This is a genomic window from Arthrobacter alpinus, assembly GCF_001445575.1.
Taxonomy (GTDB): domain Bacteria; phylum Actinomycetota; class Actinomycetes; order Actinomycetales; family Micrococcaceae; genus Specibacter; species Specibacter alpinus_C.
The window spans coordinates 3,256,159-3,276,279 of sequence record NZ_CP013200.1; the positions used below are offsets into that span (position 1 = coordinate 3,256,159).

Sequence of the window (20,121 nt, forward strand, 5' to 3'; positions counted from 1 at the left end):
TGGGTGCCGGGCATGGACTACTGGGTGGTGTAGCGGGCGGCCTGTTCGCGGCCGATGATCTCCTTCATGATTTCGGTGGTGCCACCGTAAATGGTCTGGATGCGGGCGTCCCGATAGGCGCGCGCGATGGGGTATTCGAGCATGTAGCCAAATCCGCCAAAAAGTTGCAGGCAGCGGGTGGTGGCACGGACCTGCAGTTCGCTGGCCCACCACTTCGCCTTGGACGCCTCAACCGCGGTGAGCTCTCCCTCGTTCAGGGCGAGCACTGCCTTCTCCACATAGGCGCGGGTCACGTCAGTCTCTGTCTCGAGCTCGGCAAGAACAAACCGGGTGTTTTGGAAGTCGCCAATCTTTTGACCGAAGGCGGTGCGCTCGTGGACATACTCCAGCGTCCACCGCACGGCCGCTTCAGAAGCAGCCACCCCTGCCACAGCAATGGAGAGGCGCTCGCGCGGCAAGCGTTCCATCAGGTACCGCATGCCACCACCGAGCTTTCCGAGGAGGCGATCCTCTCCCAACCGGACATCCGTGAAGAAGAGCTCCGCAGTATCCTGAGCGCTCAGTCCGATCTTGTCGAGTTTGCGCCCGCGGGAGAACCCTGGGTCGCCGGCCTCCACGACAAACAAGCTGAAACCGCGTGAGCCCGCCTCCGGATCGGTTTTGGCCACAACGATCACAAGATCCGCATGGATGCCGCTGGTAATGAACGTCTTGGCGCCATTGAGGACCCATTGATCCCCGTCCCGCACGGCCCTGGTGCGGATGCCTTGCAGATCGCTCCCTGTCCCTGGTTCGGTCATGGCGATGGCACCGATGATGCGCCCGTCTGCCATGCCTGGGAGCCAGCGCCTTTTCTGCTCGTCGTTGGCAAGATCAAGCATGTAAGGGATCAGGATGTCCTCCTGCAGACCGATCCCGACGCCGAATGAGGTCACCGCAGTGCGCGCCACCTCTTCGGCGAAGATGAATCTGTAGCGGTAATCGGGTTCGCCACCGCCACCAAATTCCTCAGGCACAGCGAGCCCGAGCATTCCATGAGTTCCCGCACGCAGCCACACATCGCGGGGAATGAGGCGTTCGTTTTCCCACGTTTCGTAGTGGGGTTCCACCTCTCGGCGCAGGAACTCGCGCACACTCTCTCGAAACGCCTCGTGGTCTTCGGTGTAGAAGGTGCTCTTCATCTGGTGTCCTTATCTCGTGGAGGAGGAGGGATGCGCTGCAAGGATCAGGGCAACGCAGCGCTCAGGGGCGTCGGAGAAGGGCAGGTGACCGCAGCCGTCCAGAAGCACATGGTGTGCGCTCCCCCAGACGCGGCAGGCTCTGCGCGACTGAGTGCGGGCGGGAAGCACCAGATCGCGGCGTCCCCACACGATGGTGGTGGGTACGCCGTCGGCTGCGGGAATGGTGCGCTGCTTACGGAACGAGGCACGCGCAGCGGCAAAACCATCGCTGGCTGCGAGAGCGGCAAGGTCGGCTATGGCTGCCTCAGGGGCAACGTGGGCGGGCCGGCCGAACAGCGGGAACAGCAGCACTGCGCGGCCCGCGCGGGTGTGCAACGCTACCCCGAGCAGTCGCGGCATGGCCCGTGCCGCGATGCGCAGTACGCTCAGCACGCCAACGCACCACCGGCGCTCGGCAGCGTTCCAAAAACCGATGGGTGCGAAGGCGGTGACGCTGCCGGCGATGCCGCGGCGGGCCAGTTCCAGGGCAATACCTGCTCCCATCGAGCTGCCCACAATGTGTGGTGAGAGGATCCCACGCGCTTGGAGTTCGGCGCTCACCCAGTCGGCGAGGCCAGCGATCCCGGGACGCAACGACGGCTGGTACGGTTGCTCGCCGAACCCTGGCAGATCGAAGGCGTGGACACGGTGATGCTGTTCGAGAGCGCCAATGATGGGTGTGAAGATCTGCCAACGGGAACCAAGGCCGTGCAGGAGCACAATGTCAGGCCCCGCACCGCCCACGTGCACCGCGACCGTCATGGGGTGCCGGGTTCTGGACGGACGGCTGCTGCACGGACTGCTTCTGGACGGACAACGGGCAGTGGGAGCCGCACGGGCAGACGCAGAGCGCCGGGGGCTGTCTTGGGCACCACTGGACTGACCGGCGCCACGGCGTCGATGCGCTGATACGTCTCCCCGAGGCGCGGCCGCGGATCAGCATCTCCTCGGTTGGGCCAGAATGACATGGCTCGTTCGGCTTGCGCCGTGATGGTCAGCGATGGGTTCACCCCGAGGTTGGCCGTTACCGCGGAGCCATCGGCTATATGCAGCCCGTCGTAGCCGAAGACACGCTGGTATGGGTCGATCACCCCCTCGGTAATGGAGGTCCCAATGACACAGCCACCAATGAAGTGAGCCGTCATGGGGATCCCGATCAGATCCGCCGAGGAGCCGCCAGCCAGGCCGTCCACGCGGCGTGAAAGGTCACGGGCAACGCGGTGTGCAGTGGGGATCCATTCAGGATTTGGTTCGCCCCGCCCCTGCCGCGTGGTCATGCGCTGACCGAACAACCCGCGCTTCAAGTAGGTGCTCAGCGAGTTGTCCAGCGATTGCATGACCAGCACAATGACTGATTGTTCCGCCCAACGCGACACCGAGTGCATCCGCAGCGCGGCACGCCATCCAAGCGTGCGGTACGTCTGGAGTGCCGCCCGCCAGCGCGGGATCCCCTCCACGGGATCCACAAGGTGAGCATTCAGGAGCGCCAGCAGGCTCGAGCCCCGCCCATATCTCACCGGCTCAACATGAGTCTGGGGGTCGGGGTAGAACGACGACGTAATGGCCGTTCCATGGGTCATGTCGGCGTCCGCTGCACTCGATCGAGCAGACAACACCGCCTCAGAGTTTGTCCGGCTGAGCTCCCCCAACCGCGGTGAGAGCCGTGGCAGTGACCGCTGCTTGAGCCGGTGCAAAAGGCGTTGAGTGTTCAGTGCGTTTCCAGCGAAGACCACGTGCTCCGCAGTGTAGCTCGCCCGCTTGAGCGGGTTGCCGGTAGCGTGCCCGCTGACGCGATAGCGCCCACCAGCGATGGGTTGCACATCTGTCACAGTGGTCAGCGCATGGATGCTGGCTCCGGCGCGCTGGGCAAGCGGGAGATAGTTCTTCACGATGGTATTTTTCGCGCCGACACGGCAGCCAGTCATGCATGCACCGCATTCCGTGCAGCCGTTCCGCGCCGGTCCCATGCCGCCGAAGAAGGGGTCAGCGGCTGCAACGCCCGGCCCGTCTCCGAAGAAGACGCCCACTTCGGCTGGGTGCAGCGTGTCACTCACACCGTAGTCCGCCGCAAGATCTCGCATCAGAGCATCGGCAGCTGTTGTAGCGCGAGCCGTGGTGACACCCAGCATCCGCTTGGCCTGGTCATAGTGCGAGGCAAGCTCGGACTTCCAGTCAGTGATGTGCGCCCACTGCGGGTCCCGGTAGAAATCATCCAGCGGTTCGTAGAGCGTATTGGCGTACACCAGGGATCCACCGCCCACACCCGTCCCGCTGACGACCAAAACGTTACGCAGCAGCGTCATGCGCATGATGCCGAAGCAGCGCGCGGCGGGGAGCCATAGATAGCGACGCAGCCGCCACGAGGTTTGCGGGAGTTCCTCATCACGAAACCACCGGCCCGCCTCGATGACACCGACGCGATAGCCCTTCTCACTCAAGCGCAGCGCTGCGACACTCCCACCGAACCCGGAGCCGATCACCACGACGTCATAGTCGTTCATGCGGCCAAACTATCCTACTATTGACAGTTTGCCAATAGCCGATCAGACTGGCGCTATGGACCACACTCCGAGGACTCGCCTGAGCCCGGATGCGCGTCGGCAGCAGATACTGGACGCCGCCGCCGAGCTCTACCGCGATCGCCGCTACGACGATGTCTCCCTGGAAGAACTCGCCGCCGCGGCAGGCGTTGCGCGTGGTTTGCTGCACCACTACTTCGGATCGAAGCGAGAGCTCTTTCTGGCGGTCATGACCGCCTCCGCTCGGCTGCCTCTTGAGCAACTTCCCGATCTTGCGGGCCGGCCCATCGCAGAGCGTGCCACGTTGACCATGTCATGGATCCTGGATGGCGCGCAGGCGTACGGGCAGAGTTGGGTCAACGCCTCCGGCGCCGAGCAGCGGAACCTTGACAATGATGTTCAAGCGCTCGTCGACGCCGCCGATGACCGTGCCGCCCGCTTCATGCTCGATGCACTGGGACTTCCCGACGATGCAGGATTACGTCCACGGCTCCGCCCGGTGGCCGCCTTCACGAAAGCGCTCTGCCGAGAGTGGTTGCAGCGTCAAACCCTGACTCGCGAGGATGTCCTGGAACTCAGCACGGCGGCGGTACTACGCGCCGTACGGGTGACCTAATGCCGCGCATTGGGATCATCGGCTCCGGGTTCGGCGCCACAGCGGTCGCGGCCGAATTCCTCCGACACGGATATAGCGATGTGCGACTCTGGGAACGCTCTGCTGCGATAGGTGGCGTCTGGCGTGACAATATCTACCCCGGGGCTGCGTGCGATGTACCCTCCCCGTTCTATTCCTTCTCCTTTGCTCCTTCGAAGCTGTGGCCGCGGCGCTACGCCGAGCAGCCAGACATCCTGGCGTACCTGCGCGCTGTGGCCCACCGCGAAGGTGTAGCCTCCCGTACGCGACTGAGTACCGAGGTGCGCGGCGCGCAGTGGAGCGGTACCGCTTGGAACGTGAGGTTTGCCGACGGCACGCATGAGGAGGTCGATGTCCTCATCAGCGCTGTGGGCCAGCTATCCAACCCCGCTATCCCGGCGATCCCGGGAGCCGAGAGCTTCCAGGGCCCGGCGTTCCACTCGGCGCAGTGGCCGGCCGGCCTTGACCTCACCGGGCGTCGGGTTTCGGTGATCGGAGCCGCGGCGACGGCTGTGCAGGCGGTGCCGCAGCTAGCCCCCATCGCCGAACGCGTCACGCTGTATCAACGCACCCCCAACTACATCTGGCCCAAACCCGATGGCCGCTACCCCCTCTGGTACCGTCCGTTCGCCGCCCGGATTGAACGCCCGTTCTTCCAGTGGCTCGGCGAACAATTCTCCCGGGCCCTCGAGGACGGCTCATTCGCCGCTCGCGTGAGCCGTTCCGTGACGCGATTCCACTTGCGGCGGCAGGTCGCAGATCCTGCCCTGCGCGCTGCCCTCACCCCGGACTACCCCATCGGGTGCCGGCGCATCCTGTTCTCCAACAACTTCTATCCGGCGCTGTGCCGGGAGAATGTAGACCTTGTCACCGAGGGGATAGCCCGTATCCGCCCAGACGGCATTGAAACCATCGAGGGCGCATTTCATCACGCAGATGCCATTGTCTACGCCACCGGGTTCGATGCCCAGGGGTTCCTGCGGGGCATCATCGTCACCGGATCCGACGGCGTGGACTTACACCAGCACTGGGCGCAGGGCGCCAGGGCGCACCTGGGAATCTACGTCCCCGGGTTTCCCAATTTGCTTTTGTCCTACGGCCCCAACACGAACCTGGGCGGAAGCTCCATCATCCGGATGCTGGAGGCGCAAGCGTCCCACATGCGCCAAAGCGTGGACTACATGGTGTCCACCGGCGCGAAGACCCTCGAGGCGACGGAATCCGCCGAACAGGCCTGGGACAACGCGGTCCAAGGCGCGCTATCCACGTCTGCATGGACGCGTTGTGACAGCTGGTACAGAGACCCTGGATCGGGGCGCATCACCTCGAATTGGCCAGGGGGCACCACCAGCTACGTGGAGCGCACCCGAGTGCTCGAACCGTCCGAGTTCACGTTTGGGCGCTAACCCCATTTTTGGGCAACAAAAAACCGCTCAAACTCTGGACATTCCCAGTGTTTGAGCGGTTTTGTTCGGTCGGGCTGACAAGATTTGAACTTGCGACCCCTTGACCCCCAGTCAAGTGCGCTACCAAGCTGCGCTACAGCCCGAAAGTTCAGCGCCAAGCATTTTTATCTGCCTTGGCTGAACCACCGGGAAATAGTTTACCCCATATTTTGAGGCTCTATAACCGATTTTGTTGTGATTGGCGTCTCACTCCCCGGCCGGCGTGAATTCCGGCCGGGGAACAAGCAGCTTTTACTGCTATTTACTTCTTTTTGCTGCGCTTTTCGCGCACGCGCATGCTGACTTCAATGGGAGTTCCCTCGAAGCCGAAAGTTTCACGCAGGCGGCGCGTGATGAAGCGGCGGTAGCCTGCGTCAAGGAAGCCGGTGGTGAACAGCACGAACTTCGGCGGGCGGCTAGAAGCTTGGGTGCCGAAGAGGATTCGGGGCTGCTTGCCGCCACGTACGGGGTGGGGGTGCTCGGCAACCAATTCGCCCAAGAACGCGTTCAGGCGGCCTGTGGGGATACGGCGGTCCCAGTTTTCCAAGGCCAGGTCCAGTGCGGGCACCAGCTTGTCCTTGTGCCAACCAGTCTTCGCGGAGATGTTGACCCGAGGGGCCCAGCTGACGTGAGCCAGATCCTGATCAATTTCACGTTCCAGGTACTTGCGGCGCTCGTCGTCCATCAAGTCCCACTTGTTGAACGCCAGCACCAGGGCGCGGCCTGATTCGATGGCCAGCTGCAAGATGCGCACATCCTGCTCGCTCAGGATTTCATCAACAGCCAAAAGCACCACGGCAACTTCAGCCTTTTCCAAGGCAGTCTGGGTACGCAGTGAGGCGTAGAAGTCAGCACCCTGCGCCATGTGCACGCGGCGGCGGATACCGGCGGTGTCCACGAAACGCCAGGTGCGCCCGCCGAGCTCGATCATTTCATCGACAGGATCACGCGTGGTGCCGGCCACGTTGTCAACAACAACGCGCTCGGAACCGGCCAGCTTGTTCAGCAGTGAGGACTTGCCCACGTTGGGGCGGCCAATCATGGCAACGCGGCGCGGGCCGCCGGATCGTTCAAGACCGGAGACGGCGGAGAACTCAGGGAGGGTGTCCATGACATGGTCAAGCATGTCGGCAACACCACGGCCGTGCACGGCTGAAACCGGCAGCGGTTCGCCCAAACCAAGGCCCCACAGCATGGCGTTGTCAGCTTCCTGGACCAGATCGTCAATCTTGTTACCGACCAGGATGACAGGCTTCTTGGACTTGCGCAGCATGCGCACAATGGCCTCATCGGAGGCGGTGATGCCCACGATAGCGTCCACGACGAGCAGCACGGCGTCAGCCATTTCCACGGCAATTTCAGCCTGCTCTGCAACACGCAGGTCCAGACCGCGGGCATCGCGTTCCCAACCACCGGTGTCCACCAGGGTGAAGTTACGGCCATTCCAGGTGGCGTCGTACTGGACACGGTCGCGGGTTACACCGGGGGTGTCCTCAACAACGGCCTCGCGGCGGCCCAAGATGCGGTTAACCAAGGTGGACTTGCCCACGTTGGGGCGTCCCACAATGGCCAGTACAGGGTTCTGGCGGTAGGGGTCGTAGCTCTCGCCGTCGTCGAACTCGCCTGAAAGCAGTGCGGCGTCGGCTTCGTCGAGTTCGTAGCTTGCGAGGCCAGCGAGCAGGCCAGCCGCGCGGGCGTCAGCGTCCTCGTCAGAGATGGCCGCCAATTTCTCGGCGATTTGGTCGGTACCCGTGGGTACGAATTCAAGGTGACCAAACTCACCGTCACCGTAGGGTGCGGATGACTTGGGGTCGCTCATGGTTGCTGTCCTTTATGCTTTGAAGATAGGTGATCATCCGCGGGCAAATCCTGCCCTGTTGCGGCTTGCGATGCGGCAATGTGTGCCGCCAGCCGCAGGCGGATTTGTTCGGTTGCTCTGTCCATTGAAACACGGCCGGAAACTCCGGGTTCACGCATGATTGTCAATGGTTCCCCAAACACTACGTGCAGTGTGCGTCGTGGTGCTGGAATTTTATCGCGATGTTCCCCGCTGTGTCTTGTTCCCAAGACTGCAACAGGTACGACGGCGGCGGCTGAGTTAAGTACTAACCACGCCACCCCGCTGTTCATACTGGCGGCATTCCCGGTCCCCCGGGTGCCTTCGGGCAGAATACCAATGCACTCTCCCCGATCTAAGACCGCCTTGGCGTATTGCAAGGCTGCCCGGTCGCCACTTCGGTTCACTGGAATCTGCCCGGAAGCAAACAACACCCAACCAAGGAGGCCCTTGAACATGTTATGGCGGACCATGACATGCATGTATCTACTGCTGGCCCCCACCATGACTGGTCCGTCAAGGTAGCTCAGGTGGTTTGCGGCAAAGACCACGGGGCCGGTTGCTGGAATGTTGTCCCGTCCCAGAATCTTGGTGTTGTACACCACGTGGTTCAAGAAGCGCCCCACCGGACGGCTCCACAAAGTTTTCCACCGCGGCGGCGGCTCCGTCAGTACCCGCAGCGGCGTCTCGCCACGGCTCATGCAGCAGGACCGGCGTTTACTGCCTGGCGAACCACGGTGATGACAGCCTGGATGGTCTCTTCGAAATCCAGATCCGAAGAGTCGACGGTGTAAACACCGTCAGCGGCACGCTGGAAATCAACCACTGTTGAATCCTTCGCGTCCCTGGCCAAAACCTGCTCCTCGAGCTGGGCCACAGTCTGCGTGCCACCGAGCTGGAGTCCCCTGCGGCGCAGGCGAGCTTCCTCGCTGGCTGTCAGGATCAGGCGCGCCTCGGCGTGGGGGGCCACCACTGTGGTGATGTCCCGCCCTTCCACCACAATGCGGTGGCCGTGTTCGGCGATGAGGTCCTGTTGGCGACGCACCAATGCTGCACGAGCACCCAAGTTGGTGGCCACAGCGCTGACCGAAGATGAGATCTTCGGTTCGCGGATAGCGTCGGTGACATTGATTCCGTTGACCTTGAAGAACTCGGTCTCCGGAACCATGCTCTGTTCCATCTTGATGGTGCGCGCTGCCGCCTCTACGGCGCCGGCATCATCCAAGCTGATCTGGGCGTTCAGGCAATGCCAGGCCACACTGCGGTACATGGCACCGGTGTCCAGGAAGGCCAGGCCCAGGCGCTGAGCCACGGCCTTACTGACACTGGACTTGCCGGAACCGGAGGGTCCGTCAACAGCAATCACCAGGGGCTTGCCTATACGAATCTGCTGCACCGTCACATCTGCGTTGTTCATTGAATAACCTTCCACCCGCGTGCCGTCAATTCCTCCACCAATGCCACCCTGCGTGCGGGCAGCACCGAAAGCTCCACCATGCCCACTTGCACGCCAGCCGAGTGGTCAAGGCGCAAGTCTTCGAGGTTGACGCCAATCTCACCGATCTCGGTCAGCAGCTTGGCGATCTGTCCGGGCTTGTCATCCACCAGGACGGTCAGCCAGGAGTACTGCTGTGCCGGGCCACCGTGCTTGCCGGGAATTCGGCTCTGTCCGGCGTTGCCTTCGGCCATGAGCTGAGCCAAATCCAAACGTGCACCGGGTGCTGTGGGGGCGCTGAGCGTGTTGATCAACCGGTCAAGGTCGGTCCGCACACCCTGCATAATCTCCAAGAGCTTGGGGGCGTTAGCACCCAGAATCTGCACCCACAGCGAGGGGTCACTGGCGGCAATCCGGGTCACGTCGCGAAGCCCATTGCCCGCAAGGGACAGTGCATGCGACGGCGTTTCGGCCAGCCGGCTCGCCACCAGCGAGGACATGAGCTGCGGCAGGTGCGAGACCAAAGCCACGGCGCCGTCGTGCTCGTCAGGGGTGAAACGGAACACCACAGCGTCCAGATCAATGGCCAGCGAATGCGCCACCTTGATGGCGTGTGCGCTGCTCGCCTCCGACGGGCACAGCACCCACGGCATCGAGTTAAACAGTTCACCACGAGCCGCAACCGGACCCGAACGTTCGCGCCCAGCCATGGGGTGAGTACCCACATAGCGGGCAAGTGCGGACGCGTCCAGACCTTCGCGGCCCTGAAGTTCGGCCAGAACGGCACCCTTCACACTGGCAATGTCAACCACCACGGCGGAGCCGTAGCGCAGGAGCGCGGCTGCCACAACGGCGGCCGTGACGTCCGGCGGAACTGCCACAACCACCAGTTGGGGTGCCAGGTTTTCGGCAGGGTCAAAGGCGCGTCCGGCGCCAATGTCCACAGCCACAGCCTGTGCCGACGGCGAAGGGTCGCTCAGGACCACTTCAATGCCGCGAGCCCGCAGCCCCAAACCAATGCTGGCTCCTAGCAGTCCACTGCCAAGAACCAGCACGGGTCCGCTCAAGTGCGAAGGATTCATCCGTTGCTTACATCCCCACGTCGGAGAGCAGGAAGCCAATCTCGTGGCGACCCAAGACGCGGACGCTGCCCTGACGCTGATCGCCTAGTGCAATCGGTCCGAACTTCACGCGCACCAGGCGCTCCACCGGGTAACCGACGGAATCGAACATACGGCGAACAATGCGGTTCTTACCGGAGTGCAAAACAACCTCAGCCAAGACGTGACCCGGGGTGGAGTCAACGAGGCGGAAGGAGTCAACCTTCTGCCAGCCATCCTCAAGCTCCACGCCGTCCTTGAGCTGGGCGCCAACGCCGTGAGCCATGGGGCCCTTGACCTGGACCAGGTAGGTCTTGGGGATCTCGTACTTGGGGTGGGTCAAGCGGTTGGCCAGTTCGCCGTCGTTGGTCAAGAGCAACAGGCCCTCGGTGCCGGTATCCAAACGGCCAACGTGGAAGAGGCGCTCTGCGGTCTGGCGCTTCTTCAAGAAGTCGCTGATGCAGGGGCGGCCTTCGGGGTCATCCATGGTGGAAACAACGCCCTTGGGCTTGTTGAAGACCATGTAAACCAAGGCATCGTTGGTCTGAATGGTCATGCCATCAACAGAGATTTCTACCGTAGCCGCGTCAACGCGAAGACCCAGCTGGTTAACAGTGACGCCGTCAACCTGGACGCGACCTTCCAGGATCATGTCCTCGCACAGGCGGCGAGACGCTACGCCTGCCATGGCCATGACCTTCTGCAGGCGCACGCCCTCTGCGTTGTGAATGTCAATGTCATCGGTGGTGCGTGACGGGCGACGGTTCTGCTCGGTGGGGCGGTTCTTCGACGGGCCAACTGTGCGGCCGTACTGCTCGTTCTTGAACGGACGGGCGCCGGTCTGGCTCGGCTTGCGGGCACCGGGCTTGTGGGCAGAAGCCTTGGGGCCGCCCAATTTGGGGGCACCGGACTTGTAACCGCCCTCGCTGGCCGCTTTGGCCCTGTCGGCGTTGTAACCTGCTGCGCGCAAAGCGCCCGGCTTGAGGCCGTCGGAAGAATCGGACTTGTAGCCGCCCGACTTGGATCCGCCCTTGTAGCCGCCCGACTTGGATCCGCCCTTGTAGCCGTCGGACTTGGGTGCGCCTGAGCGCGGCTTACCGCCACGCGGTTGGTACTGTCCGGAAGAGTTCCCGGAGCGGGGTGACGGTGTCATTAAATAATCCTTAAAGTGCTAAATGTTGTGGTCATGCTAAAAGTGTGAATCATCGAAATCCTGAAGGTTTTCCAGACCGGGCAGGTGCGGTGCAATTTGCGGCAACTCGTCCACGCTCCCCATCCCAAGCCGTTCCAAAAAGTACGCCGTGGTGCGGTACAGGAAAGCCCCGGACACCGGATCGGTGCCCACTTCCTCAATCAACCCGCGCTGCGCAAGCGTCCTGACAACAGAGTCCACATTCACGCCACGAATGGCGCAGACACTGGCTCGGGAGACCGGCTGGCGGTAAGCAATCACCGCTAGAGTCTCCAAGGCTGCCTGCGTGAGCCGGGCCGTTTGGCCGTCCACAACAAACGCGGACACGATCTCGGCGTACGCGGGACGTGAATAAACACGCCAACCACCGGCAAGTTGCCGGAGTTCAAAGCCGCGAACCGGTACGGTGTCACCCTTTCCAGTATAGCCGTCGTACTCCCTTGCGAGTTCGTGTAATAGCTCACGTATGGTAGCGGCGGGCAATCCCACCACGGAGGCCAACTGTTCCTCTGAAACCGGTTCATCCACCACCATCAAGACGGCTTCCAGGGCTGCACGGACGCTGTCCCTAGAATCGAGGAGCCCAGAGCCGTCCATTTCAGCCATGGGGGAGCTTTCCTGAAGGCTTTTTTCGGGACTTTCCGAGTGGCTCTTCTGGTGAAACGTGGCGTTCTCAGGCATGGTGAACCTCTCCCTCAAAAGCAACGTCACTAGGGTGCTCTTGTGCTGCCTCAGCTGTTGGGGCCGGCACCACGCCGGCACTCCACTGGACCCGCAGCTCCCCCAACGGTTCTGGCTGCTCAAAGGAAATCATCTGGTCCCTGAACAATTCCAGCAGGGCCAGGAATCTGGCAATGACCATCATGGAAGAGTCGGCATCGGCGCTCAGCACTGCAAAGGTCAGAGGCTTTCCCACCCAGCCCCCTGCGCCCGGATCTCCCTCTTCGGGCATACCTTCGGTGAGCATGGCGGTGATGATGGCGGCTTGTTCCCTGACGCTGACGGGTTGCACGTGAAGGTGCGTCAGGGCCACAGTGGTGCTCGGAGCTTCCTTGGGTTCCAGTGCCCGGGCTGCCAGTTCGGCAAATTGTTGGGGCGTGTGGCGCCAGACAAGTTCGGGAAGGAGTGCGGCAAAGTGCGGCTCAAGGCCTACCTGGCGGGGGAAGCGCCGGGCCTCGCGATCAAGTTCACCACCCATAAGGGTGGCTACTTCCTTGAACGCCTTGTATTGCAGAAGCCGTGCGAACAAGAGGTCACGGGCCTCCAAAAGGGCCAGATCGTCGTCGCTCTCCACCTCGCCCGCAGGCAGCAGCCGGGCAGCCTTCAGATCCAGCAAGGTGGCGGCGAGGACCAGGAATTCGCTGGCTTCATCCAGCGCCCAGTCTTGCCCGAGATCCTGCAGGGCCTTCAAATAGCTGATGAATTCATCCGTAACAGTGGCGATCGCCACATCGGTGATGTCCATCTCATGTTTGGAAATGAGCCCCAAAAGCAGGTCAAAAGGGCCCGTGAAGTTCTCCAGGCGTACTTCAAAGCGCCTCGGAGACGTTGCCTCGACGCTGGTGGGCGCCGAGGTTTGCGAAGTCTCTAAGGGTGTTTCTGCCGCGATCCCCGCGACGAATGTTGATGAGCTCAAGTTAGGGCGAGCCGCCTCGGGCGATCAGTTCCTTGGCCAACCGGCGGTACGACTCGGCGCCCTGGTGGTTGCTCGCGTAGGAGGTGATGGGCTCGGCAGCCACGGAGGCGTCGGCGAACTTAATGGTGCGCTTGATGACGGTTTCGAAGACCTTGTCGCCGAAGGCTTCCACCAAGCGGGCCAAGACTTCACGGCCGTGCAGGGTGCGGGCGTCGTACATGGTGGCCAGCACGCCGTCGACCTGCAGACCCGGGTTCAAGCGGTCCTGCACCTTATCGATGGTCTCCACCAACAGCGCCACTGCGCGCAGGGCAAAGAATTCGCAAATCAGCGGGATGATCACGCCGTGAGCGGCGGTCAAAGCATTGACGGTCAGCAAACCCAAAGAAGGCTGGCAGTCAATGAGGACAACGTCGTAGTCATCCTCAACCTTGCGCAAGGCACTGGCCAAAACCTGCTCGCGGGCCACCTCGTTGACGAGCTGGACTTCGGCTGCTGAAAGGTCAATGTTCGCGGGGAGAATGTCAATGTTCTCAACATCGGTGTGGATGATGGCATCGCGGATGTCTACCTTGCGGTCCATCAACACGTTGTACACGGTGACGTCCAGCTCGTGGGGGTTGGTGCCGAAACCAGCGGAAAGGGCGCCCTGCGGATCAAAGTCCACTAGCAGCACCTTGCGCCCGGCTTCTGCCAGCGCAGCACCTAAGTTAATGGTGGAGGTGGTCTTTCCGACGCCGCCCTTTTGGTTGACCATCGCGATAATGCGGGCCGGGCCATGAGAAACAAGAACCGGAGGTTCGGGGAATTCCGTCAGGGGACGCCCAGTAGGGCCCAGTACATCCTCGCCGGCAAGTGCCGTTGCACCCTGCTCGTTGCTCACCTGTCAGTCCACACTTTCGCTGCTTAATAATTCTGCGCTACCAGTGACAAGGTTACCGGTTGACGGGTACATGTTTTGAACATTTGCCCCGTATAGCTTTTGAGCCTTGACCCTCAAGCTGAAGTTGAATGTTGCTAGAAGTCTATACTTCGAAGGTGATGAGCAAAAGAACCAGCCCCACCGGCGACACCTCCAAACCACGTCAAGCTGCACAGCGTCAAGACGTGGTCCGGGCAGAGAAACTCCAGGCGGGCTACGCAGGTGAGGCCGTCTGCGGCGTGGTTAGCTTCAGCCTCCACGCGGCGCAGGCGCTGGCCTTGGTGGGACCCAACGGTGCCGGCAAGTCTACGGTGGTCAAGACGCTGGTGGGTCAGCTTGAGCCAGTCTCGGGCACCACGCGGATCAACGGCGCCGAGGTCGATGACCGAACTTTGGACTTCCGCCGTGAGGTAGCAGTGGTCTTTGACGATGACGCATTTTTCCCCTCCCTCACGGTTGAGGAGCATCTGGCCATCGTCTCGGCCGGACACGGTGTGGACGATGTGGAGGCGGTCATTGCTGCCGAGCTGGAGTTCTTCGGTCTCTCGGCACTGGCCAAGTCCCGCCCCTATAACCTGTCCTCGGGTCAGCGGCGCCGCATGCTTCTCGCGGCAGCCTTTGTCCGTCCCCGCTCTTTGCTGGTTTTGGATGAACCCGAGCAGCGCCTGGACACGGCCATGCGGCACAAACTGGCCACCCGGCTGCGCGCCGAGGTGAATACCGGGCTGGCACTGCTGGTAGTCACTCACGATCCGGACTTCCTCTCCACCGTGGCCACCAAGGCCATCTTCATTTCCGACACCATCCACGCCATGACACCCACGCAAGCCGCGACGGCGATCGCTTCAGAGAACCCGCACGCGGACTAAAGCCATGGCCACTACAACCAAAGAGCGCTTGAGCGCCAAAGAAATCCGCAGCTACACGTTCAAGGTCGGGCTCAGCCGGACCGAGGGCGGGCTCATGGAACTTGTCTCCGAGGTGTATACCTCCATCTTGGGCGGCTTGACGCTGCTCACCATGGCCGGGGCCCTCATCGTGGCCCTGCGCCACAGCTTGGGAGTGGGCGACGAATCTGCGCTGCTGGCCTCGGCCGTGGCCCCGGGATTCCATTCCGTCACCTTGCTGCAAGCCAGCGCCACGGTGCTGCTGACCCTGGCGGCTGGGCTTTTGTCCTTGGAGATGACCATGGGTCCTGTTGCCATGACGCTGCCTCAAACCGCCTGGTGGCTGGGGCTCCCGGTCCGCCGCCGAGGGTTTATCCAGCCCGGCTTCCTAACGTCAATGCTCTGGCCCACCATCGCCGCCGTCATTGTGGTGCTGCCCCTGTCTTTGGGCATGGCATCCTCCCCCACTCCGGGGCGGTTGGCCTTGGCAGTCCTCTGCGGCGCGGGCCTGGCCTGGCTTCTGTATGGCATTGCGTCGTGGTGTCAGATCACCGGCTCCGGTGCCTGGCTGAAGAAGGTCATGGGGGTCATCACCTTGCTCGCTCCACTAACGCTGGTAGCCACGGCCCTCTACAACAATGTGGCCGGTAGCCATGCCATCACCGGCGCGCAGACCGCCTGGCTGAAGTATCTCCCCACGAGTTGGCCGCTCTTAGTGGCCGACGGCGCCACCTGGCCGTTGTTGATTGTGGCCCTTGCGCTGGGGCTGCTGACGCTTGTCTACATAAACCTTGAGCGGATTACGACGGCGGCACTGAAGAAGAGTGCTGCGGCTGGCGCTTATGCGGCGAGTTCTCTGCTGTCGATGGATGCCACTGAATTGTCGCGGTCTTTGAGCACTGGACCTGCCACGGGCACCAGCAACGTGAGGCTGCCGATGATTTTCAAGCGTGGCACGGTCCACGCACGCAGCATCAAGACCCTTGCCAGTACGCATGCCACCATGGCGCTGCGCTCCCCCAGCACACTGTTGCGGGTTCTGGTCTTGGCCGCCATTCCGGCGTCATTGGCGTCGGTGGAGTTCTTGGGCAATGCCATCTTGATTGCTGTGGCCCTGTACTTGTGTGCCCATTTCTCTGCAACTGCCTTGGGTGCCACCGCACGGTTCGCTAACGGCAATCCGGCGGTGGACATGCTCATGCCGCTGCCGGCAACCACCGTGCGCCGAGTCCATTATCTGGTCCCGGCCGTAGCCATGACGGTATGGGCACCGATCTGCTTTGGTCTACTGCTCGCCTTGGGAGTGGGCTCACCTGCCCTACTCATCCTCGCGATCTTTGCCGGACCGGGGCTGGGGGCAGCCACATTGCGTGCCGGCTTTAAACCGGCCCCGGACTGGAACATGCCGGCTGTGGCCTCCCCCACTGGCCCCATCCCCACAGGTGCCATCAAATCATTCTTGAGTGGTCCAGACCTCAGCCTCATTGTGTTGCTACCGGTCTTGATCTGCCTAATCTCAGGCGGCGTGCCCTCCATTGCCTTCCCCATTCAGCTGACGCTGACCTGGCTGGCTTTTTTGTGGGGCACTCACGTGCGCAAGCCCAAATCCGCCAAGGATGGCGGCTTGTTCAGGACTCCCCCGGCAAAGGCTGGCAAGTAGCACTCGCCTCGAATCAATACCGGAGGATGCCGCGCCAGTAAGTAGCGGACAGGCTGGCGGCACCTGGCAGCAGGTCCATTGCTGCCAGACACTGCCGTTTATGTGTCCCGACCCACACCGTCTACTATTGCTGAGGCGTGCCTTGCGCCGCCAGAGTGCCGCGCAGCGTCGCACGGCACCACACCAGACGACCAGAGGACCACCATGAAGCTGCTGAAATCGATCCCACTACTTGGCTGGATTGTCCTAGCCATAGTCCTGGGTATCTTGATCGGCCCCGTTATGCCTGCATGGCTCGGCGGGGTATTCCTGACCTACAACTCAATCTTCTCCGGGTTCCTGAGCTTCATTGTGCCGCTCATTATTTTGGGCCTCGTGATGCCGGCCATCGCTGAACTGGGCAAGGGCGCTGGCAAGTGGCTCGGTGTCACAGCGCTGATCTCCTATGGTTCCACCATCCTGGCCGGGCTCCTTGCTTACTTTGTGAGCCGGTGGCTCTTTACCGATTCATTGTCCGGCGGCGGACTGGCAGAGATTGGCGCGGGAAACGGTTCAGGATTCACCCCCTACCTGACGGTGGTCAGTAGCGCTGGAGATTCAGCCACCGAGATCGTCCTTCCGCCGGTGATCGGCGTCATGAGTGCCTTGGTGCTCGCGTTCGTGATCGGCATTGGCCTGACCGCGTTCAAGTCCAAGGTGCTCTTCCGTGGAGCCATCGAGTTCCGCACCATTATTGAAGCCGTGATCCGGCGCATCATTGTGCCAGCACTTCCGCTGTTCATCTTCGGCATCTTCATGGATCTCGCAGCCAGCGGATCGGCGGTTACTGTGGTCACGAAGTTCCTGCTGGTAGCCGTGGTGTCCTTCGCCCTGACATTCGTTGTCCTGATCGCCCAGTACTCCATTGCCGGCTCCATGTCCGGCTTGAATCCGTTCAAGGCTCTGTGGAACATGCGCGACGCCTACTTCACCGCGCTGGGCACCTCTTCCTCGGCAGCGACCATTCCGGTAACGCTTGCGTCAACGAAGAAGAACGGCGTCTCCGATTCCGTCGCCGGATTCGTCATTCCCTTGTGCGCCACGATTCACTTGTCCGGTTCCATGGTCAAGATCACCTGCTTCTCCATCGCCGTCCTGCTGCTCACCGGCGGCGATGTGTCCTTCAGCGCGTATCTTCCCTTCATCCTGATGCTCGGCGTCATGATGATCGCCGCCCCGGGTGTTCCCGGCGGCGCCATTGCAGCAGCCGCGGGCCTGCTCGCTCAGATGCTCGGCTTCGGCGAGGTGGAGGTTGGGCTCATGTTCGCGGCCTACATCGCATTGGACAGCTTCGGTACGGCCACCAACGTGACCGGTGACGGCGCCATTGCCCTGATCATGAACAAGCTCACCCGTGGCCACCTCGGCACGCAGGCACAGGATCCCTCCGACGAAACCGTCGAAGCTGCCCCGGGTAGCGAAGCAGCCTCACACACGCTGGCCCAGTAATCTAAGCCCCACAATTTAGGGCGAGCAATTTAGGCCCAATGAATTACCGGCTCTGGTGAGCACGCAAAAGCTCCGGGTAGCGCTGATTGATATCAGCGCTACCCGGAGCTTTTGCGTTCCCTGCAAGAAGCCTTAGCTGGGACGCAATACCGGCATGAGCGCATCAATCACCGAGGAGTCCTCAATGGTTGAGGGCACCACGTAAGCGTCGCCGTCGGCAATTTGGCGCATGGTCTTCCGCAGGATCTTTCCAGAGCGGGTCTTGGGCAGCGCATCCACCACCACGGCGGACTTGAAATCTGCCACGGGCCCAATTTCGCGCCGGACCAGCGCCACAAGTTCCTTTTTCAAGTCCTCCTCGGACAACGTCACCCCCGATTTCAGGACCACATAGCCCACAGCTTTTTGGCCCTTGAGGACGTCGGCAATACCAATGACGGCGCATTCCGCCACGGCCGGATGGGTGCCCAGAACCTGCTCGATGGCTCCGGTGGAGAGCCGGTGGCCGGCAACGTTGATGACATCATCGGTACGGCCCATGACAAACACGTAGCCGTCGTCATCTTGGTAGCCGGAATCGCCCGTGACGTAGAACCCCTCAAAGGCACTCAAATAGGAATCAATGAAGCGCTGATCGTCATTCCACAGCGTAGGTAGTGTGCCAGGTGGCAGCGGCAGCCCCAGCACAATGTTTCCCTCCTCCCCACAGCCACGTCCACTCCCATCCCATCCACGATCCGCAAATCGAATCCGGGCATCGGCAGCGTGGGCGAGCCAGCCTTGAGCGGCAGTGGTTCCAGCCCCCGAGGATTACCCACAATGGCCCAGCCGGTCTCGGTCTGCCACCAATGATCAACCACAGGCACCCCGAGCACCTTGCCCGCCCAATGATAGGTATCGGTATCCAGCCGCTCACCCGCGGTGAACAGCGTTTCCAGACTGCCGACGTCGTACTTCTTGAGCAGCTCCGCCTCCGGATCCATCTTGCGAATAGCCCGCAGCGCGGTAGGCGCGGTGAACAGCGCCTTGACCTTGTGCTGCTCAATGACGCGCCAGAACGCACCGGCGTCGGGGGTGCCAACAGGCTTGCCCTCGTACATGACGGTGGTTGCTCCGGCCAGCAGCGGCCCGTAAACAATGTATGAATGCCCCACCACCCAGCCAACGTCGGAGGCCGTCCACCAGACATCTCCTTGACCAATGTTGTAGTGATTTTTCATGGTCCACAGAAGTGCGACGGCGTGCCCACCGTTATCGCGCACCACTCCCTTGGGCGCCCCAGTAGTGCCCGAGGTGTAGAGGATGTAGAGCGGATCGCTCGCCTTCACCGGCACGGGTTCGGCAGGCTGCGCGTCTGCGAGTGCAGCTTCCCAATCCACGGCGTTCAGGCCGAGGCTCGCGGGATCGGCGGCAAAGCCATCACGGTGCTTGATGACCACGGGCAGCTGCGGGACGCCGGCCTTGCTCAACGCCTCATGAACCGTGGGCAGGTACTCCACCAGACGGTTGGGCTCCAAGCCACCCGAGGTGGTGACAACAACTGTGGGCCCGGCGTCCTGGATGCGCACGGCCAGCTCGCTGGCGGCAAATCCGCCGAAGACCACCGAGTGAATGGCGCCCAGCCGAGCGGTGGCCAGCATGGCGATGGCAGCCTCGGGGATCATGGGCATGTAGATCAGCACCCGGTCCCCCTTGCCTACACCCTGAGCGCGGAGCACTCCCGCGAAGCGGGCCACCTGATCTGTAAGCTCCGCGTAGGTGTAGACACGCTGTGTGCCAGTCATAGCGGAATCGTGGATAAGGGCCGGCTGATCGCCGCGCCCGGCCGCAACGTGCCTATCCAATGCGTTGTAAGAAGTGTTGAGCTCACCATCGGCGAACCAGCGGCCGCGGGGCGACTGCTCTCCGTTGTGAGCCTGTGCAGGCGCAACAACCCAATCCACAGCTGTGGCTGCCTCGAGCCAGAACCCCTCGGGGTCACTGATACTGCGCTGGTATTCGTCCCTGTAGCTAACGGCTTTCAATGCCATGGTGCTGCTCCATCCACGTTGATGTGATGTGAGCCATGCTACCGCTCAACTTTGGGCCCTGACAACCATCAATGTATACATTATTTGAATTCTTTGGCAGAAAATTAGAAAATAAA

Annotated in this window: 16 protein-coding genes, 1 tRNA gene and 1 pseudogene; 5 read left to right on the forward strand and 13 right to left on the reverse strand. The window is 62.0% G+C overall.

Annotated elements, in window-relative coordinates; all coding sequences use genetic code 11:
- Positions 1-17 precede the first annotated feature (17 nt).
- Genes AS189_RS14525 through AS189_RS14535 form a run of 3 tightly spaced genes read right to left on the reverse strand, consistent with a single transcriptional unit; the run spans position 18 to position 3,721 of the window.
- Complete coding sequence (locus AS189_RS14525; RefSeq protein ID WP_062290414.1) at positions 18-1,181, reverse strand: acyl-CoA dehydrogenase family protein; 1,164 nt, start codon at positions 1,179-1,181, stop codon at positions 18-20.
- A gap of 9 nt (positions 1,182-1,190) precedes the next feature.
- Positions 1,191-1,982, reverse strand: a complete 792-nt coding sequence (locus tag AS189_RS14530) for an alpha/beta fold hydrolase (RefSeq protein WP_062290417.1) — start codon at positions 1,980-1,982, stop codon at positions 1,191-1,193.
- Positions 1,979-3,721, reverse strand: a complete 1,743-nt coding sequence (locus AS189_RS14535) for an FAD-dependent oxidoreductase (RefSeq protein ID WP_062290419.1) — start codon at positions 3,719-3,721, stop codon at positions 1,979-1,981. Before AS189_RS14535 ends, AS189_RS14530 begins: the two co-directional genes overlap by 4 nt.
- A gap of 55 nt (positions 3,722-3,776) precedes the next feature.
- On the opposite strand from AS189_RS14535, the gene AS189_RS14540 reads away from it, so the two are divergent.
- Both AS189_RS14540 and AS189_RS14545 read left to right on the forward strand, forming a co-directional pair.
- On the forward strand, positions 3,777-4,355 hold the full coding sequence (locus AS189_RS14540) for a TetR/AcrR family transcriptional regulator (RefSeq protein ID WP_062290422.1): 579 nt from the start codon (positions 3,777-3,779) through the stop codon (positions 4,353-4,355).
- Positions 4,355-5,779: a flavin-containing monooxygenase gene (locus AS189_RS14545; protein ID WP_062290425.1), complete on the forward strand. Its 1,425-nt coding sequence runs from the start codon at positions 4,355-4,357 to the stop codon at positions 5,777-5,779. The genes AS189_RS14540 and AS189_RS14545 overlap by 1 nt, the downstream gene beginning before the upstream one ends.
- 69 nt (positions 5,780-5,848) lie before the next feature.
- On the opposite strand, the gene AS189_RS14550 is transcribed toward AS189_RS14545, so the two are convergent.
- From AS189_RS14550 to AS189_RS14590, 9 genes are all read right to left on the reverse strand, one after another.
- A tRNA-Pro gene (locus AS189_RS14550) sits at positions 5,849-5,922 on the reverse strand.
- A gap of 158 nt (positions 5,923-6,080) precedes the next feature.
- Entirely contained in the window at positions 6,081-7,637 is a 1,557-nt protein-coding gene (der, locus tag AS189_RS14555; RefSeq protein WP_062290427.1) for a ribosome biogenesis GTPase Der, read from the reverse strand.
- Positions 7,634-8,356, reverse strand: coding sequence for a lysophospholipid acyltransferase family protein (locus AS189_RS14560; protein WP_129587293.1), 723 nt, complete (start codon positions 8,354-8,356; stop codon positions 7,634-7,636). The genes der and AS189_RS14560 overlap by 4 nt, the downstream gene beginning before the upstream one ends.
- The gene (cmk, locus tag AS189_RS14565; RefSeq protein WP_062290433.1) at positions 8,353-9,072 is read right to left on the reverse strand and encodes a (d)CMP kinase; all 720 of its coding nucleotides are present in this window, start codon (positions 9,070-9,072) and stop codon (positions 8,353-8,355) included. The genes AS189_RS14560 and cmk overlap by 4 nt, the downstream gene beginning before the upstream one ends.
- Entirely contained in the window at positions 9,069-10,172 is a 1,104-nt protein-coding gene (locus AS189_RS14570) for a prephenate dehydrogenase (protein WP_062290436.1), read from the reverse strand. Before AS189_RS14570 ends, cmk begins: the two co-directional genes overlap by 4 nt.
- 7 nt (positions 10,173-10,179) lie before the next feature.
- Positions 10,180-11,343 carry a pseudouridine synthase gene (locus AS189_RS14575; protein ID WP_062290439.1) on the reverse strand — a complete coding sequence of 388 codons (1,164 nt, stop codon included), beginning with the start codon at positions 11,341-11,343 and terminating at the stop codon, positions 10,180-10,182.
- A 36-nt stretch (positions 11,344-11,379) separates the two neighbouring features.
- Complete coding sequence (gene scpB, locus AS189_RS14580) at positions 11,380-11,988, reverse strand: SMC-Scp complex subunit ScpB (protein ID WP_062293757.1); 609 nt, start codon at positions 11,986-11,988, stop codon at positions 11,380-11,382.
- A 67-nt stretch (positions 11,989-12,055) separates the two neighbouring features.
- The gene (locus AS189_RS14585; protein ID WP_424580666.1) at positions 12,056-13,018 is read right to left on the reverse strand and encodes a segregation and condensation protein A; all 963 of its coding nucleotides are present in this window, start codon (positions 13,016-13,018) and stop codon (positions 12,056-12,058) included.
- A 1-nt stretch (position 13,019) separates the two neighbouring features.
- Positions 13,020-13,901: a ParA family protein gene (locus tag AS189_RS14590; RefSeq protein ID WP_062290442.1), complete on the reverse strand. Its 882-nt coding sequence runs from the start codon at positions 13,899-13,901 to the stop codon at positions 13,020-13,022.
- Positions 13,902-14,059: 158 nt separating this feature from the next.
- Between AS189_RS14590 and AS189_RS14595 the strand changes: the two genes are divergently transcribed.
- From AS189_RS14595 to AS189_RS14605, 3 genes are all read left to right on the forward strand, one after another.
- A complete protein-coding gene (locus AS189_RS14595; RefSeq protein WP_082634334.1) occupies positions 14,060-14,809 on the forward strand; it encodes an ABC transporter ATP-binding protein in 750 nt (249 codons plus the stop codon).
- 4 nt (positions 14,810-14,813) lie between these two features.
- Complete coding sequence (locus tag AS189_RS14600; protein ID WP_062290445.1) at positions 14,814-16,487, forward strand: DUF6297 family protein; 1,674 nt, start codon at positions 14,814-14,816, stop codon at positions 16,485-16,487.
- Between the two features lie 204 nt (positions 16,488-16,691).
- Positions 16,692-17,975: a dicarboxylate/amino acid:cation symporter gene (locus AS189_RS14605; protein WP_062290448.1), complete on the forward strand. Its 1,284-nt coding sequence runs from the start codon at positions 16,692-16,694 to the stop codon at positions 17,973-17,975.
- A 132-nt stretch (positions 17,976-18,107) separates the two neighbouring features.
- Here AS189_RS14605 and AS189_RS14610 read toward each other — a convergent pair.
- Positions 18,108-20,005 (reverse strand): annotated as a pseudogene (locus tag AS189_RS14610) (propionyl-CoA synthetase).
- Positions 20,006-20,121: the final 116 nt, after the last annotated feature.

Coding starts and splice junctions, on each gene's coding strand:
- der (WP_062290427.1), bottom strand. CDS start 7,637: ATGAGCGACCCCAAGTCATCCGCACCCTACGGTGACGGTGAGTTTGGT.
- AS189_RS14535 (WP_062290419.1), bottom strand. CDS start 3,721: ATGAACGACTATGACGTCGTGGTGATCGGCTCCGGGTTCGGTGGGAGT.
- AS189_RS14575 (WP_062290439.1), bottom strand. CDS start 11,343: ATGACACCGTCACCCCGCTCCGGGAACTCTTCCGGACAGTACCAACCG.
- AS189_RS14530 (WP_062290417.1), bottom strand. CDS start 1,982: ATGACGGTCGCGGTGCACGTGGGCGGTGCGGGGCCTGACATTGTGCTC.
- AS189_RS14540 (WP_062290422.1), top strand. CDS start 3,777: ATGGACCACACTCCGAGGACTCGCCTGAGCCCGGATGCGCGTCGGCAG.
- AS189_RS14570 (WP_062290436.1), bottom strand. CDS start 10,172: ATGAATCCTTCGCACTTGAGCGGACCCGTGCTGGTTCTTGGCAGTGGA.
- AS189_RS14560 (WP_129587293.1), bottom strand. CDS start 8,356: ATGAGCCGTGGCGAGACGCCGCTGCGGGTACTGACGGAGCCGCCGCCG.
- cmk (WP_062290433.1), bottom strand. CDS start 9,072: ATGAACAACGCAGATGTGACGGTGCAGCAGATTCGTATAGGCAAGCCC.
- AS189_RS14545 (WP_062290425.1), top strand. CDS start 4,355: ATGCCGCGCATTGGGATCATCGGCTCCGGGTTCGGCGCCACAGCGGTC.
- AS189_RS14605 (WP_062290448.1), top strand. CDS start 16,692: ATGAAGCTGCTGAAATCGATCCCACTACTTGGCTGGATTGTCCTAGCC.
- AS189_RS14525 (WP_062290414.1), bottom strand. CDS start 1,181: ATGAAGAGCACCTTCTACACCGAAGACCACGAGGCGTTTCGAGAGAGT.
- AS189_RS14595 (WP_082634334.1), top strand. CDS start 14,060: ATGAGCAAAAGAACCAGCCCCACCGGCGACACCTCCAAACCACGTCAA.
- AS189_RS14600 (WP_062290445.1), top strand. CDS start 14,814: ATGGCCACTACAACCAAAGAGCGCTTGAGCGCCAAAGAAATCCGCAGC.
- scpB (WP_062293757.1), bottom strand. CDS start 11,988: ATGGCTGAAATGGACGGCTCTGGGCTCCTCGATTCTAGGGACAGCGTC.